We start from the raw sequence: 14,174 nt of genomic DNA, 5'->3' as shown, positions 1-14,174 counted from the left end.
CCGCACCGGGCCGCGCATACTCGGTTCCACACCTGCACAAGGAACCGCGATGAAGATCGAACTCGTACAGCTTGATGGCCGTGACGGCGATACCCCCTATAACCTGCAGCGCGTCCTGCACGCCATTGCCACCTGCCAGGCCGACACCGACTTGCTGGTATTCCCGGAAACCCAGCTGATGGGTTTTGCCAATGCCGGACAACTGCCCGACGTCGCCGAACCCCTCCACGGCCCTGCCCTTGCGGCGGTTCAACAGGCCGTGCGCGAACGTGGCGTGGCGGTGGTGGTCGGCCTGGCCGAACGGGATGGCGAGCGCTTCTACAACACCTCGGTACTGCTCACACCGCACGGCATCGCCTTGAGCTACCGCAAGACCCACCTGTGGCCATCGGAGCGCGGCCTGTTCGAGGCCGGCGACCGCTACGTCACGACTCGCTGGAAAGGCCTGCGCATCGGCCTGCTGATCTGCTACGACATCGAGCTGCCGGAAACCAGCCGGGCGCTGGCACAGCTGGGTGTCGACCTGATCATTGTCAGCAACGGCAACATGGACCCCTACGGCCCGGTGCACCGCACCGCGATCATGGCCCGCGCCCAGGAAAACCAGGCGTTTGCCCTGATGGTCAATCGCGTGGGTGAAGGCAGCGACGGGCTGGTATTCGCCGGTGGCAGCGCCGTGGTCGACCCCTTCGGGCGGATGCGTTTCGAAGCCGGGCGCGAGCCGTGCCGCCAGCAGGTCGAACTGGACCTCGGACAGCTTGCCCTTGCTCGCCGTGACTACGACTACCTGCAGGATCGCCGCCTGCACCTGCCGGGCACACGGATCGAACACGCCAACGGCTTGCGCGAACTGCTGATCCCCTAGCCGCACCTACAACAACAAAAACCGGAGTGTGCCCATGAAGTCGATCCGCTGCTTACCCCTGGCCCTGTCTGCATTGCTGGGCGCTACTGGCCTGCAGGCCGGCGAGCCTGCCACCCCCAGCGTGCACATCTACAACTGGTACGACTACATCGCCCCGGACACCCCCCGGCAGTTCCAGCAGGCATCGGGGATCACCCCGGTGTATGACGTGTTCGACAACAGCGACGTGATGCAGAGCAAGCTGATGGCCGGGCGCAGTGGCTACGACGTGGTGTTCGCCAGCGGCGACCTGCTGCCCAACCTGATCAAGGCCGGGGTGCTGGCCGAACTCGACCGCAGCCAGTTGCCCAACTTTCCCCACCTGGACCCGCAGATCCTCGCCAAGCTGCAGGGCAACGACCCCGGCAACCGCTATGCCGCGCCCTATATGTGGGGCACCACCGGCATCGGCTATGACCAGGACAAGGTCAAGGCGCTGCTCGGCGACCAGGCCCCCGTGGACTCCTGGGCACTGATCTTCGACGAAGCCAACCTGGCCAGATTGAGCGAATGCGGGGTCGCAATGCTCGATGCACCGAACGAGATCATCCCCATCGCCCTGCACTACCTGGGCCTGCCGTACAACAGCAAGAACCCGGACGACTACCGCAAGGCCGAAGCGCTGCTGCTCAAGCTGCGCCCGCACATTCGCTACTTCGACTCGTCGCGCTTCATCTCCGACCTTGCCAATGGCAACGTCTGTGTGGTGGTGGGCTGGTCGGGCGGCGTGTTCGAAGCCAGGCTCAGTGCCGAGAACGCCGGCAATGGCCGGCAGATCCGCTACAGCATCCCCCGCGAAGGTGCGCCGTTGTGGCAGGAGAACATGGTGTTGCTCAAGGATGCACCCAACCCGCAACAGGGCCTGGCCTTCATCAACTACATGCTCAAGCCCGAGGTCATCGCCGCGTCGAGCAACTACCTGGGCTACCCCAATGCCAACAAGGATGCGACCGGACTGGTCGATGCGAAGATTCGCGACAACCCCATGGTGTACCCGTCGCAGGCGGTGCTCGACACCCTGTTCGCCCTCGAACCGCTGCCCCTGAAGCTGGAGCGGGTCCGTACCCGGGTGTGGAGCACGGTCAGGACGGGCAACTGAGGCGCGTCAGTCCTCCAGCGGCTTGGGCGGCGCGGCCGGCTTGGCGGGTTTGGCCGGCTTGGCCGGTTTGCCATCCTTGCCCGGCTTGGCTTCGGCCACCGGCGTGGGCGTTACGACCGGGGGTGGCGTTACCGCTTTTTCGGCGGCCGGCAGGTTATCCACGGCCTTGAAGATCGACTCGGGTTCCACCGAGCCGTCATGTTCGATCACATGCTTCTCGCCATCCTTACCCACCAGGATCACCTGGGTACCGGTACGTGCGCCCAGCTTGAGCTCACGGATCAGGGCCATGGTGGTTTGCTGCTCGAGGTTCTTGTCGTCACGCTTGCCGACCATCCCGGCCACGCTGTACAGCACCAGGTTGCGTTCATCGAAGGCCTTCTTGGTGGCCGGATCCTTCAGGGCTTCATTCAGACCGCGCAGGGTCGGGTCGGCGGTGCTGGGGGCGATGACGATCAAGGGGCGGGACTTGTACAGGTCCTGGGTCAAGGGGGCGTCGTCGGCGAGGACGGGGCCGGCAATGGCCAGCAAGGTGGCGAGGGTCAGTGACCGGACGAGCATGCGCATCTCCTTCAAATTCCATGCATCAAAGACTACAGATCGCGACGAAAGATCCGAGGTGCGAGCCTAAACTACAGGACGAATTCCGTGGACAAGTCAAAGGTAACTTCCGGTTTCCATGCAAGGCCTTTGAGGCATCCAGAACAGGCTGACATCTGAATCTGAGGATAGACCATGAGTGTCGTCGATACCCTGCTGTTGCTGCTGATCCTTGCCACGGCGTTGGGCTGCGGATTGATGGGTGGGCTGTTTTTCGCCTTCTCCAACTTCGTCATGACCGCCCTTGAACGCATCCCTGAACAGAGTGCGGTCACGGCCATGCAATCGATCAACAAGGTGGTGCTCAACCGGCTGTTCCTTGCGTTGTTCCTGGGTACTGCAGTGACCTGCGTGGTGTTGCTGGTCTGGGCCTACCAGCGCTGGCCGTTGCCGGGCAGCCTGTGCATGGCGATCGGCAGTGCCTTGTACCTGGCGGGCAATATCGTGGTGACGATGCTGTTCAACGTGCCGAAGAACCAGTCCCTGGCGCGCCTCGACCCGGCCAGCCCCGAAGCGGCAGCGGCCTGGCACCGTTATGTGCCGAGCTGGAACCGCTGGAACCATGTGCGCACGGTAACGGCCCTGGCGGCGGCCGCCTGGTTGATGCTGGCGCTGTGGCTGATCCGCGAGGCCTAGCTGCCAGTAGCCATTGCCGGCGCTGTGGGAGCTGGCGAAGCCTGCGATCGACTGCCTGTAGGAGCGGGCTTGCCCCGCGATGCGTCGCAGCGTTCAATCGCGGGGCAAGTCGAGTCGTCGCACCGCCGCTCCCACCGGTCAGAACAACCCCAACTGCCGATCGATCAAGGCGGTGAAGTCGTCCTGCACAAAGGGCAGGATCGCATCAGCCACCGGCTGCAATTGCCGCGTCAGGTAATGGTCGTAGTCGATCGCCGAATGCCGGGTCTCCAGGGGTTCGGGGCCGGCCACGGTGATCACGTAGCTGATCCAGCCACCGCTCTGGTACTGCCTTGGACGGCCCTGGCGGTCGTTGAAGTCGTCGGCCAGGCGCGCCGCCCGTACATGGGGCGGTACGTTGCGCTGGTAGTCCGCCAAGGGCCGGCGCAGGCGCTTGCGGTAGATCAGCAGTTCATCCTGCTCGCCGGCCAGGGTCTTGCGCACGTATTCGCGCACGTACTGCTGGTACGGCTGGCGCTTGAAGATCCGCTCGTATAGCTCCTGCTGGAACTGCCTGGCCAGTGGCGACCAGTCCGTGCGCACGCTTTCCAGGCCCTTGAAGATCATCTCCTCAACGCCCTCGCCACGTTGCACCAGGCCGGCGTAACGCTTCTTGCTGCCCTCCTCGGCGCCGCGAATGGTCGGCATCAGAAAGCGCTTGTAATGGGTCTCGTACTGCAGCTCCAGGGCACTGTCCAGACCGAAGCGCTCGCGCAGATGTTCACGCCACCACTGGTTGACCTGCTGCACCAATTCACGGCCGATGCGCGCCGCGTCCGCTTCGTCATGGGCCCCCTTGAGCCAGACGAAGGTGGAGTCGGTGTCACCATAGATCACCGCGTACCCCCGGGCCTCGATCAGTTCACGGGTATGGCGCATGATCTCGTGGCCGCGCATCGTGATCGATGAGGCCAGGCGTGGATCGAAGAACCGACAGCCACTGGAACCGAGCACACCGTAGAAGGCATTCATGATGATCTTCAGCGCCTGTGACAACGGCGCATTGTGCTCGCGCTTGGCCGTCTCGCGGCCCTGCCAGACCCGCTCGACGATCGCCGGCAGGCAATGCCGGGTGCGGGAGAAGCGCGCACCGCGAAACCCCGGCACCGAAGTGGCGTCACCCGGTTCGCGCAAGCCTTCGACCAGGCCCAGCGGATCGATCAGAAAAGTGCGGATGATCGAGGGGTACAGGCTCTTGTAGTCGAGCACCAGCACCGACTCGTACAAACCCGGTCGCGAGTCCATGACGAAGCCGCCGGGGCTCGCCTCTTCCGGACGCTCGCCCTGGTTCGGCGCAACGAAGCCCTGGCGATGCATCAAGGGCATGTACAGATGACAGAACGCGGCCACCGAACCGCCGCTGCGATCGGCCGGCAAGCCGGTGACCGTGGCCCGCTCGAGCAGGAAGGTCAGCAGTTCGGTCTTGGCGAAAATCCGCGTGACCAGTTCACAGTCCTTGAGGTTGTAGCGGGCCAGCGCCGGCTTGTCCTCGGCGAACATACGGTTGATTTCATCCATGCGCTGGTACGGCGTATCGATCGACTTGCCTTCGCCAAGCAAGGTCTGGGCGACGTTTTCCAGGCTGAACGAGGGAAAGCTCCAGGTCGCCGAGCGCAACCCTTCGATTCCGTCGATGATCAGGCGCCCGGCGGCCCCGGCAAAGAAGTGTGCGCGGCTGCCGTGCTCGCGCCACTCCATCGCCTCGCCGCCGCGCCCCAAGCATAGCGGCACCTTGAGTTCGGTAGCGTGGTGCTGCAGCACGCGCAGGTCGAATTGCACCAGGTTCCAGCCGATGATCGCATCGGGGTCGTGCAGGGCCAGCCAGTCGTTCAGGCGTTCGAGCAGTTGCGCGCGACTGTCGCAGTACTCCAGGTCGAAATCGATCTCTTCAGGGTCACCATTGGCCGGGCCGAGCATGTACACCTGGCGCTGCCCGCAGCCTTCGAGGGCAATGGAGTACAGCTCGCCACGCTCGGTGGTCTCGATGTCCAGCGACACCAGCTTGAGCGTCGGCCGGTAGCCGGGGGCGGGTTTGAGCTGGGCATCGATCAATACGCCGCTGGCATCGGGCGTACCGCTGAAACTGACCGGCGCGGTGATAAAACGCTCCATCAGGTAGCGCTCGGGCGGGCGCACATCGGCTTCGTAGATTTGCACCCCGCTTGCACGCAGGCGCTTTTCCAGCTGGATCAACTGGCGGTGCTGGCGGCAGTACAGGCCCAGCACCGGCCGCTGCTCGAAGTCGCGCAGGGCCAGTTCGCGCAACTCGACATCGCGCTCGCCGCGCAGCACGCTTTCGGCTTGCCCACGCTGCTCGGCGGGGATGAACGCCACCGAGGTCTGCGGCGCCAGCCGCAAGCGCCGCGGCCCCTGATCGGTGGCCAGCCAGAACTCGACCACTGTACCGGCCGGGGTGTCGCGCCAATGCCGGGTCAGGACAAAGCCCTGCTGTAACTCCACCGCTGCAACCTCGAAAACACCTGTGTATGCGTCGATTCTACCCGTCTGCGCCGCGCCTGCCGAACTTAGCTGTGCACCCGGGCACCCGGGGCGAAACCGTGACCCTGGGCGCGCCCGGCAATCAGCAGGGCCAGGCCGATCAATACCAGCAGCACCCAGGGAAAGCTACCCACGCCCCACTGGCTGAGCAGCACGCCACCGAGCAGGCCGCCGACGGCAATCGCCGAGTTCCATACGGTGACGATCATTGACTGCGCCACATCCGCACCCTCCCCGGCGGCGTCGGCGCTGGCGGTTTGCAGTAAAGTCGGCGCGCCGCCATAGGTCAGGCCCCAGAGCGCGACACTGGCATACACCAGCGCTGCCGACCGGCTGACAAAGCCGAGCACCAGCGCCACCACGGCAAAGCCGAACAAACTCAGCAGCACCATGTTGCGCAGGTGCTTGTCGATCAAGGCACCGACCACGCCGATACCGGCCAAGGCGGCGATGCCGAAGGTCAGCAGGACCATGCCGGTACTTGCCGCCAACCCCACCGAGGCCAGGAACGGCACGATGTAGGTGTACAGCACGTTGTGCGCCAGCACCCAGGTGAGGATCACCAACAGCACCGACAGTACCCCTGGAGTGCGCAGCACCTGGGCGATGCCCGGGCGTTGGCCCGGGGCGTGGCCGTCAAAATCCGGCACCTTGCACAGCACCCAGGCCACCAGCACCAGGGTCGACGCCGAGACCAGGGCAAAGGTCATGCGCCAGCCCAGCAACTCACCCAGCCAGGTGCCGGCCGGCACCCCCAGCGACAAGGCCAGCGGCGCGCCGATCATCGCCAGCGCCATGGCCCGGCCCTGTTGCTCGGGGCTGACCATGCGCCGCGCATGCCCGGCGATCACGCCCCAGGCCAGGCCCGCGGCGACCCCGGTCATGAAGCGGGCGACCAATGTCAGCCAGTAGGCACTGGACAAGGCCGTCACCGTGTTGAACAGCAAGAAACCGATAATCGCCAGCAACAATACCGGCCGCCGGCGCCAGCCCTGGGTCAGGGTCACCAGCGGAATGGCCGTAAGCAGCGAGCCCAGGGCATAGACGCTGACCATCTGCCCGGCCATGGCCTCGCTGATCTGCATGCCGCTGGCGATCTGTCCGAGCAGGCCGGCCGGCAGGGTTTCGCTGAGGATGGCGATAAAACCGGTCATGGCCAGGGCCAGCAGGCCGCTGACCGGCAAGGGCTGTGCCAGTGCGGCGGGTCCATCGGCCGTGCAACTCATCTGGGTCATGGTGAAACTCCTGTAGGAAAGATGGGCGAACCTTAAGCCTGCGGTCACTGCGGAAAAAGACGGGTACAATTCCGCTCATAACGGACATTGATGTCCGCAATCAGGACATACAGATGGATAGCCTCAGTGGTTTCGTGGTGTTCGTGCGGGTGGCGGAAACGGGCAGCTTCGTCGGCGCAGCCCAGTCGTTGGGCATCAGTGCTTCGGCCATTGGCAAGCGTGTGGCGCGTCTGGAAAGCCGCCTGGGCGTGCGCCTGTTTCACCGCAGCACGCGCAGCATCACCCTGACTGCCGAGGGCAGCCTGTTCCTGGAACGCAGCCGGCGCATCCTCGCCGAGATCGAAGCCACCGAGCTGGAACTCTCCCAGGCCCACGAAGTGCCGCGCGGGCGCCTGCGCATCAGCCTGCCGCAGGTGACCGCCCTGGTGATGCCGGCCTTGAGCGAGTTCATGGCGCAGTACCCGGCCATCGAGCTGGACCTGGATTTCGACGACCGCATGGTCGATATCATCGGCGAAGGGTTCGATGTGGTGATGCGCGGCGGCACGCCCGGCGACTCGCGCCTTAGCGCGCGCTTTCTCGGCCACTTCCACCATGTCCTGGTGGCCTCACCGACCTACCTGGCGAACAATGGCACCCCCACCCACCCCGACCAACTGGCCCGGCACACGTGCCTGCACTACCGTTTCCCCAGCACCGGCAAGCTCGAACAATGGCCGTTGCGCCAGGAACCGGCCGGGTGTGAATACCAGATTCCGGTGTCGATGGTCTGCAACCACGTCGACACGCGCATCTGCTTTGCCGTGCGCGATCGCGGCATTACCTGCATTCCGGATTTCACCGTGCGCCAGCAGTTGCAGCGCGGGGAACTGGTGACCGTGCTCGATGACTACATGGAGCGGCGCGGCAGCTTCTACCTGTTGTGGCCGTCCGGGCGGCAAGTACCACCACGGCTGCGGGTGTTCATCGACTTCATGAGCACGCGGGTGCTGCCGCAGGCGGGCGCACCACAGTATTAGTCATACAAATAGTCCAGCCCGTGACTGGGCCGTTGCGGCACGTTTTGCTGCAGGTATTCACCCAGGGCCTGCACCTGACGCGCCTTGGGACTGGCCTGTAGCCAGGTCAGGTAGTAGCCCTCGCCGGTGGCTACGGCCTGGGGGAAGGGGGTAACCAGGCGCCCGGCGTCGAGCTCGCCGCTGGCCAGCAGCAGGTCGACCACGGCCACGCCCAGGCCTTGCTGGGCTGCCGAAATGCCCTGATCCAGGGTGTCGAACACCTGGCCGCGTTCCAGGCTCAACCCATCGCCCCCTGTGCGCTTCAACCAGCGCCGCCAGTCACGGCGATCCGGCGAGGGGTGCAGCCGTTCGCAACTGGCCAGGTCCGCCGCATAGCCGGGCTGGCACACCGGTACCAGCCATTCATCAAACAGCTTGAGGCTGGCGATGTCAGCGCCGAAGTGGCCATCTGCGAGGAGAATCGCGCAGTCGTAGGGCTCGCTGTAAAAGTCCACCGAGTCAATGTCCATCCACACGCTGCTCAGTTGTACCTGAGGGTGTTCCTCGCCTTGCTTGAACAGCGCCAACTGCCTGAGCAACCAGCGCACGGTCAGGGTCGAGGGCGCTTTGAGGCGCAGGTGCTGGCGGTCCTGCTTGAGCAGGCCACAGGCGTTTTCGATGATCTTGAAGCCGACCTTGAGCTCCTGGGCCAGCAGCCGGCCCGGCTCGGTCAGCGCCACTTTCGGCCCGCGCCGCTCGAACAGCGCGCAGTCGAACAGGCTTTCGAGGGTCTTGATGTGATGGCTGATGGCGCCTTGGGTCAGGGCCAGTTCTTCAGCGGCGCGGGTGAACGAGCCAAAGCGCGCGGCCACCTCGAATGCCCTCAGGGCCTGCAATGCGGGGATGCGTTCGGTCATGGCCGCCTAAAGCATGAGTAAAACTAATAGAAAGCCACAGTAACAGGCGTTTTACAAGCTTCGGGGGGCTGCCGAGAATGCCCGCCTGCCCTTTCGCTGCGAGTGATGCCATGAATACCGCCCTGCTGTTGACCTACGCCCTGACCGTCCTGCTTTTGATCGCCACACCCGGCCCGGTGGTGGCCCTGGTCATCAACACCACGGCCAGCGCGGGTCGCCGCCAGGCGCTGCTGACCGCCCTGGGCACCAATGCCGCCTCGCTGGTACTGATCGCCCTGGCCGCCGGCGTGATTCTCACCAGTGCGGTCATCGACCCGCGCTGGCTGGCTGGCCTGAGCCTGCTCGGGTGCCTGTTCATCGGTTACCTGGCGATCGCCAGCCTGCCCGAGGCCCTGGCCGACGTCCCGGCTGCCGCCGTGGCCCCGACACAGCGCAGCGGTCTGTGGCAGGGTTTCGTGGTCGGCCTGTCGAACCCCAAGGACATCCTGTTCTTTGTGGCCTTTTTCCCGCAGTTCATACAAGTCACTTCCTACATAAATAACAGCCTGGTGCTGCTGTCGCTGGTCTGGATTGCCATCGACCTGACCATCCTCGGGCTGTACATCTTCCTCACCGCACGGCTGGTGAGCCCACGCCATCGGCGCCTGATCAGCCTGACCAGCGGTGCGCTGTTGCTGGTGATCGCCACCGTCGGCCTGTTCTACAATCTCAACATTCTGTTGCCCTGACCCTACCCGGGTTTCGACCGACTCCTACAATGGTTAGAATGTCCGAACTAATTCCAGGCCCCTCGAACCCCACTATGGACAGTCGGATTGAACCCTGAAACTTACCGCTACACCGATGTTTTCATGCCCAGTCGCCAGCCTCCGCGTTTCGCCTCGATACAAACGCACCTGTTGCGTGGCCTGTTCGCCGTACTGGTACCCATCAGCGCCCTGGCCGATAGCGTACAGATCGCGCCCCACGCCGACCTGTTGTACCGCCAGGCCGTGCAGATGCTGGAGCAGGCCGACAGCCAGAACGACGGCTTCAGCCTCAAGACCAGCAGCACCGACCAGGACCTGGCACGACAAGGCCAGGCCCTGGGGCGCACCCTGGCACCTGCAGTGAGCCTGCTGGAAAAGGCCGTGGAGCTGGACCATCCGGTAGCACGCTATCGCCTGGCGCTCTATTACATGACCTACCTGCCTGCCGCGCGGATCCCGGCGGCAGCCTGCCCGCTGTTGCAGACCAGCCTCGCCCAGGGTTTTGCGCCTGCCGCCCTGGGTATCGAAAGCTGGTGTGCCGACTACCGCCAAAGCAGCGACTTTCGCCGCGACCTCGAAAGCCTCCAGGCCAGTAGCAATCGCTTCGCGCCCTACTACCCGCAACCCGCCCTGCGCTTGCAATGCAACCGCGAACAGCCTCAGGGCCTGGCGATGCAGTGGGGCCGGCAGCGCGATTACCAGGCCGAGATTTATCGGCTGCAGGGCAATCTCGACCCGCAGCAGCGCCAGGCCTACTGGCAGAAGGCCGTGGACCTCAATGGCTGCTACGCCGCGCAACAGCGCTTGCTGAGCAGTCATCACTGAAGCGCATCAACCCCGGCGGGTGATGAGTGACAGCAAGATCGTTCAAGTCACCCGCGCGCGGCTCTGGCATGCTGTACAACCTTTTCCCGTTGTTGCAGATGTCCATGTCCAGTCCACCCTTTGCCCGCCAGGCGTTCATCCAGGGCGCCGTTGCCATCCTGCCGTTATCGCTGGCCGTCGCCCCCTGGGGCCTGCTGGCCGGCTCCATGGCCATCGAAGCCGACCTCACCCCCTGGGAAGGCCAGGGCCTGTCGGCCATCGTATTTGCCGGCGCCGCGCAACTGGTGGCCATCGGCATGATCAAGGGCGGGGCCAACCTGTTTTCGATTCTGCTGACCACCCTGCTGCTGACCTCCCAGCACCTGCTCTACGGCCTGTCGATGCGCCCGGTGCTCTCGGGCCTGCCTACCCGGTGGCGGCTGGGCCTGGGTTTCTTGCTCACCGATGAATTCTTCGCGTTGACCAGCCAGTACGACCAGCAACAGTTCAACCGCTGGTATGCCCTGGGCGTGGGCCTGACCTTCTACATTGCCTGGAACCTGTTCACCCTGGCCGGGATTATCCTGGGCCAGAACATCCCGCACCTGGACCAGCTGGGCCTGGACTTTTCCATCGTCGCCACCTTCGTCGCCCTGATTACCCCGCTGGTTCGCAACCTGCCCACGGTGGTCTGCGTCGCGGTGTCGTTGTTCAGTTCGGTGCTGTTCAGTTTCTGGCAGTGGGAAACCGGCCTGGTGGCCGCCGGCTTGCTGGGCATGAGTGCCGGCTTTATCTGCCAGAAATTCAGCGGAGCACGGTCATGATTTTTGCCTTGATCGTCGGCATGGGTGTGCTGGTGTTCCTCAACCGCTATGCCTTTCTCGAACCACGCCTGCCCCTGCGCCTGAGCTCCAATGCGCGGCAGTTTCTCGGTTTTGCCGTGCCGGGCATGCTCACGGCGATCTGCGGGCCGATCATCTTCCTGCCCGGTCACCAGCTCGACCTGAGCCTGGCCAACCCCTACCTGCTGGGTTCGGTGGTGGCCGTGGTGCTGGTGCTGTTGACCCGCAGTACCTTGATCAGCATGCTGGTGAGCATGGTGTGCTTCTTTATTTTCCGCTGGTGGTTGAACGCCAATCCATGAGTGCAGCGACACGGGAACAGACCCGCTTCTGGCAAGCCCAGGCTTTGGGCGATATCGAGATGCTGCATGCACAGTATGTCCAGCAGCGTTTCGCCCCCCATGTGCATGAAGGCTATGTGATCACCATCATCGAGTCCGGCGCCCAGCGTTTCTGGCACCGTGGCAGCGAGCACCTGGCTCCGGTGGGCAGCATGGTGCTGATCCACCCTGACGAGCTGCACACCGGCGCCAAGGCCCACGAACTCGGCTGGCGCTATCGCGGTTTCTACCCGCAGATCGAGCGCATTACCGGTGTGCTCGATGAACTGGAAGTCAAACGTGACGGCCTGCCGAGCTTCGACGCCAGTGTGCTGCACGATCCGCAACTGGCCAGGGCTTTCAGTGGGCTGCACTGCTCGGCCGAGCACGACGCCAGCGCCCTGGAACAGCAGACCGCCTGGCGCGAAGCGGTCTGGCTGCTGGTACAGCGTCACGCCCGGATTGGCAACGCCCGCGAACCAGGCAATGAACCCTGCGCCGTGGCCCGGGCCAAGGAGCTGATGGACAGTCGTCTGGCCTACCCGCCTTCGCTGCAGGAACTGGCCGAGGCGGTCAACCTGTCACCCTTTCACTTCGCCCGGGTGTTTCGCCAGGCCACCGGCCTGCCGCCCCACGCCTGGCTCAAACAACGACGCCTGAGCCGTGCACGCGCATTGCTGCGAAACGACTGCCTGCCGTTCAATGTGGCCTTTGCCCTGGGCTTTTCCGACCAGAGTCATTTGAACCGGCAGTTCAAGCAGGCCTATGGGGTGACGCCGGGGGAGTACCGGCGTGCCTGTCTGGGGTGAGGGAATACGGCATCGCGGGGCAAGCCCGCTCCTACCCCCGCGATAAGGCCCGTCAGGCCGGTGCCGACGTCCGGATCAGGTGATCGAAGGCCGCCAGGGAGGCCTTGGCGCCCTCACCCACCGCAATCACGATCTGCTTGTACGGCACGGTGGTCACGTCACCCGCGGCAAACACGCCCGGCAGGTTGGTCTGGCCACGGGAGTCGACGATGATCTCACCACGCGGCGACAGCTCGATCGTGCCCTTGAGCCAATCGGTGTTGGGCAGCAGGCCGATCTGCACGAAGATGCCTTCCAGTTGCAGGTCATGCAGCTCATCGCTGTTGCGATCCTTGTAGCGCAGGCCATTGACCTTCTCGCCGTCGCCCAGCACCTCGGTGGTCAGGGCGCTGGTGATCACCTTGACGTTGGGCAGGCTGTGCAGCTTGCGTTGCAACACGGCGTCGGCGCGCAGCTGGCTGTCGAACTCGATCAAGGTCACCTGGGCGACGATTCCCGCCAGGTCAATGGCCGCCTCCACGCCGGAGTTGCCACCACCGATCACCGCCACGCGCTTGCCCTTGAACAGCGGGCCATCGCAGTGCGGGCAGTAAGCCACGCCACGGCTGCGGTATTGCTGCTCACCCGGCACGTTCATTTCGCGCCAGCGGGCACCGGTGGCCAGGATCACGGTCTTGGCCTTGAGCGACGCACCACTGGCCAGGCGCACTTCATGCAGGCCGCCGTCAGTAGCCGGGATCAAGGCCTCACCGCGCTGCAGGTTCATGATATCGACGTCGTATTGCTTGACGTGCTCCTCCAGGGCCATGGCCAGTTTCGGCCCTTCGGTTTCCTGGACCGAGATGAAGTTCTCGATGGCCATGGTGTCGAGCACCTGGCCGCCGAAGCGCTCGGCGGCCACGCCGGTGTGGATGCCTTTACGGGCAGCATAGATCGCGGCGGCAGCGCCAGCCGGGCCACCACCGACCACCAGCACATCGAAGGCGTCCTTGGCATTGATCTTCTCGGCCTGGCGCTCGCCGGCGCTGGTGTCCAGCTTGGCGAGGATCTCTTCCAGGCCCATGCGGCCCTGGCCGAACACTTCGCCATTGAGGTAGACGCTCGGCACGGCCATGACCTTGCGCGACTCGACTTCGGCCTGGAACAGCGCACCGTCGATAGCGACATGGCGCACATTGGGATTGAGCACCGCCATCAGGTTCAGCGCCTGGACCACGTCCGGGCAGTTCTGGCACGACAGCGAGAAGTAGGTTTCGAAGTTGAACTCACCCTTGAGCGCGCTGATCTGCTCGATCACTTCCGTGCTGGCCTTGGACGGATGACCGCCGACCTGCAGCAGGGCGAGTACCAGCGAGGTGAATTCGTGGCCCATGGGGATGCCGGCAAAGCGCAGGCTGATGCCTTTGCCATCAAGGGCAGCGCCCGGGCGATTGAGCGAGAACGACGGGCGACGGGCGTCGTTGCCGTCCTCGCGCAAGGTAATGAGGGGCGACAGGCCGGCAATTTCCACCAGCAGGTCGCGCAATTCGCGGGATTTCGCGCCGTCATCGAGGGAGGCGACGATCTCGATCGGCTGAGTGACCCGCTCCAGGTAGGCTTTCAACTGAGTTTTAAGCGTGGCGTCCAACATACGGGCGATTCCTTTTTCAAACGGTAGAAATAACAACGCCCGGGCGAAAGCGCCCGGGCGTCTTGCGGGGCGGTGGCAACGTCAGGTACGGGC

General features: G+C 64.4%; 14 protein-coding genes. 9 read left to right on the top strand and 5 right to left on the bottom strand.

What is annotated here, in order from left to right; genetic code table 11:
- Positions 1-49 precede the first annotated feature (49 nt).
- Positions 50-865, top strand: coding sequence for a carbon-nitrogen hydrolase family protein (locus ACIQUS_RS11580; RefSeq protein ID WP_403046972.1), 816 nt, complete (start codon positions 50-52; stop codon positions 863-865).
- 34 nt (positions 866-899) lie between these two features.
- Positions 900-2,003 (top strand): polyamine ABC transporter substrate-binding protein, encoded by a 1,104-nt coding sequence (locus ACIQUS_RS11575; RefSeq protein WP_403046970.1) that lies wholly within the window; start codon positions 900-902, stop codon positions 2,001-2,003.
- Between the two features lie 6 nt (positions 2,004-2,009).
- On the opposite strand, the gene ACIQUS_RS11570 is transcribed toward ACIQUS_RS11575, so the two are convergent.
- Positions 2,010-2,564 (bottom strand): DUF4174 domain-containing protein, encoded by a 555-nt coding sequence (locus ACIQUS_RS11570; RefSeq protein WP_403046967.1) that lies wholly within the window; start codon positions 2,562-2,564, stop codon positions 2,010-2,012.
- 174 nt (positions 2,565-2,738) lie between these two features.
- Between ACIQUS_RS11570 and ACIQUS_RS11565 the strand changes: the two genes are divergently transcribed.
- Positions 2,739-3,239: a DUF1772 domain-containing protein gene (locus ACIQUS_RS11565; protein ID WP_403046964.1), complete on the top strand. Its 501-nt coding sequence runs from the start codon at positions 2,739-2,741 to the stop codon at positions 3,237-3,239.
- 138 nt (positions 3,240-3,377) lie between these two features.
- On the opposite strand, the gene ACIQUS_RS11560 is transcribed toward ACIQUS_RS11565, so the two are convergent.
- Both ACIQUS_RS11560 and ACIQUS_RS11555 read right to left on the bottom strand, forming a co-directional pair.
- Positions 3,378-5,738 (bottom strand): DNA polymerase II, encoded by a 2,361-nt coding sequence (locus ACIQUS_RS11560; protein WP_403046961.1) that lies wholly within the window; start codon positions 5,736-5,738, stop codon positions 3,378-3,380.
- 65 nt (positions 5,739-5,803) lie between these two features.
- A complete protein-coding gene (locus ACIQUS_RS11555) occupies positions 5,804-7,003 on the bottom strand; it encodes an MFS transporter (protein WP_403047407.1) in 1,200 nt (399 codons plus the stop codon).
- Between the two features lie 122 nt (positions 7,004-7,125).
- On the opposite strand from ACIQUS_RS11555, the gene ACIQUS_RS11550 reads away from it, so the two are divergent.
- Complete coding sequence (locus ACIQUS_RS11550; protein WP_403046958.1) at positions 7,126-8,031, top strand: LysR family transcriptional regulator; 906 nt, start codon at positions 7,126-7,128, stop codon at positions 8,029-8,031.
- Here the strand turns inward: ACIQUS_RS11550 and ACIQUS_RS11545 are convergent.
- Positions 8,028-8,927 (bottom strand): LysR substrate-binding domain-containing protein, encoded by a 900-nt coding sequence (locus tag ACIQUS_RS11545; protein WP_403046956.1) that lies wholly within the window; start codon positions 8,925-8,927, stop codon positions 8,028-8,030. The two genes, ACIQUS_RS11550 and ACIQUS_RS11545, sit on opposite strands and share 4 nt — an antisense overlap.
- A 110-nt stretch (positions 8,928-9,037) precedes the next feature.
- On the opposite strand from ACIQUS_RS11545, the gene ACIQUS_RS11540 reads away from it, so the two are divergent.
- From ACIQUS_RS11540 to ACIQUS_RS11520, 5 genes are all read left to right on the top strand, one after another.
- Positions 9,038-9,655: a LysE family translocator gene (locus ACIQUS_RS11540; RefSeq protein ID WP_403046953.1), complete on the top strand. Its 618-nt coding sequence runs from the start codon at positions 9,038-9,040 to the stop codon at positions 9,653-9,655.
- Positions 9,656-9,778: 123 nt separating this feature from the next.
- Positions 9,779-10,501: a sel1 repeat family protein gene (locus ACIQUS_RS11535; RefSeq protein ID WP_403047405.1), complete on the top strand. Its 723-nt coding sequence runs from the start codon at positions 9,779-9,781 to the stop codon at positions 10,499-10,501.
- A 104-nt stretch (positions 10,502-10,605) separates the two neighbouring features.
- A complete protein-coding gene (locus ACIQUS_RS11530; RefSeq protein ID WP_403047404.1) occupies positions 10,606-11,304 on the top strand; it encodes an AzlC family ABC transporter permease in 699 nt (232 codons plus the stop codon).
- Positions 11,301-11,624, top strand: a complete 324-nt coding sequence (locus ACIQUS_RS11525) for an AzlD domain-containing protein (protein WP_403046950.1) — start codon at positions 11,301-11,303, stop codon at positions 11,622-11,624. The genes ACIQUS_RS11530 and ACIQUS_RS11525 overlap by 4 nt, the downstream gene beginning before the upstream one ends.
- Positions 11,621-12,451 (top strand): AraC family transcriptional regulator, encoded by an 831-nt coding sequence (locus tag ACIQUS_RS11520; RefSeq protein ID WP_403046947.1) that lies wholly within the window; start codon positions 11,621-11,623, stop codon positions 12,449-12,451. The genes ACIQUS_RS11525 and ACIQUS_RS11520 overlap by 4 nt, the downstream gene beginning before the upstream one ends.
- 52 nt (positions 12,452-12,503) lie before the next feature.
- On the opposite strand, the gene ahpF is transcribed toward ACIQUS_RS11520, so the two are convergent.
- A complete protein-coding gene (gene ahpF / locus ACIQUS_RS11515) occupies positions 12,504-14,081 on the bottom strand; it encodes an alkyl hydroperoxide reductase subunit F (protein ID WP_403046944.1) in 1,578 nt (525 codons plus the stop codon).
- Between the last annotated feature and the right edge of the window lie 93 nt (positions 14,082-14,174).

The sequence above is a fragment of the Pseudomonas sp. NPDC090755 genome (genome assembly GCF_044769005.1).
Classification (GTDB): domain Bacteria; phylum Pseudomonadota; class Gammaproteobacteria; order Pseudomonadales; family Pseudomonadaceae; genus Aquipseudomonas.
The sequence above is the reverse complement of the archived record's forward strand: the minus strand, read 5'-3'. Positions and strand labels throughout refer to the sequence as shown.

Bases quoted from the DNA above. Each gene is read 5' to 3' on its own strand.
- ACIQUS_RS11580 (WP_403046972.1), top strand. From the start codon at position 50: ATGAAGATCGAACTCGTACAGCTTGATGGCCGTGACGGCGATACCCCC.
- ahpF (WP_403046944.1), bottom strand. From the start codon at position 14,081: ATGTTGGACGCCACGCTTAAAACTCAGTTGAAAGCCTACCTGGAGCGG.
- ACIQUS_RS11550 (WP_403046958.1), top strand. From the start codon at position 7,126: ATGGATAGCCTCAGTGGTTTCGTGGTGTTCGTGCGGGTGGCGGAAACG.
- ACIQUS_RS11555 (WP_403047407.1), bottom strand. From the start codon at position 7,003: ATGAGTTGCACGGCCGATGGACCCGCCGCACTGGCACAGCCCTTGCCG.
- ACIQUS_RS11565 (WP_403046964.1), top strand. From the start codon at position 2,739: ATGAGTGTCGTCGATACCCTGCTGTTGCTGCTGATCCTTGCCACGGCG.
- ACIQUS_RS11575 (WP_403046970.1), top strand. From the start codon at position 900: ATGAAGTCGATCCGCTGCTTACCCCTGGCCCTGTCTGCATTGCTGGGC.
- ACIQUS_RS11530 (WP_403047404.1), top strand. From the start codon at position 10,606: ATGTCCAGTCCACCCTTTGCCCGCCAGGCGTTCATCCAGGGCGCCGTT.
- ACIQUS_RS11520 (WP_403046947.1), top strand. From the start codon at position 11,621: ATGAGTGCAGCGACACGGGAACAGACCCGCTTCTGGCAAGCCCAGGCT.
- ACIQUS_RS11540 (WP_403046953.1), top strand. From the start codon at position 9,038: ATGAATACCGCCCTGCTGTTGACCTACGCCCTGACCGTCCTGCTTTTG.
- ACIQUS_RS11570 (WP_403046967.1), bottom strand. From the start codon at position 2,564: ATGCTCGTCCGGTCACTGACCCTCGCCACCTTGCTGGCCATTGCCGGC.
- ACIQUS_RS11525 (WP_403046950.1), top strand. From the start codon at position 11,301: ATGATTTTTGCCTTGATCGTCGGCATGGGTGTGCTGGTGTTCCTCAAC.
- ACIQUS_RS11535 (WP_403047405.1), top strand. From the start codon at position 9,779: ATGCCCAGTCGCCAGCCTCCGCGTTTCGCCTCGATACAAACGCACCTG.
- ACIQUS_RS11545 (WP_403046956.1), bottom strand. From the start codon at position 8,927: ATGACCGAACGCATCCCCGCATTGCAGGCCCTGAGGGCATTCGAGGTG.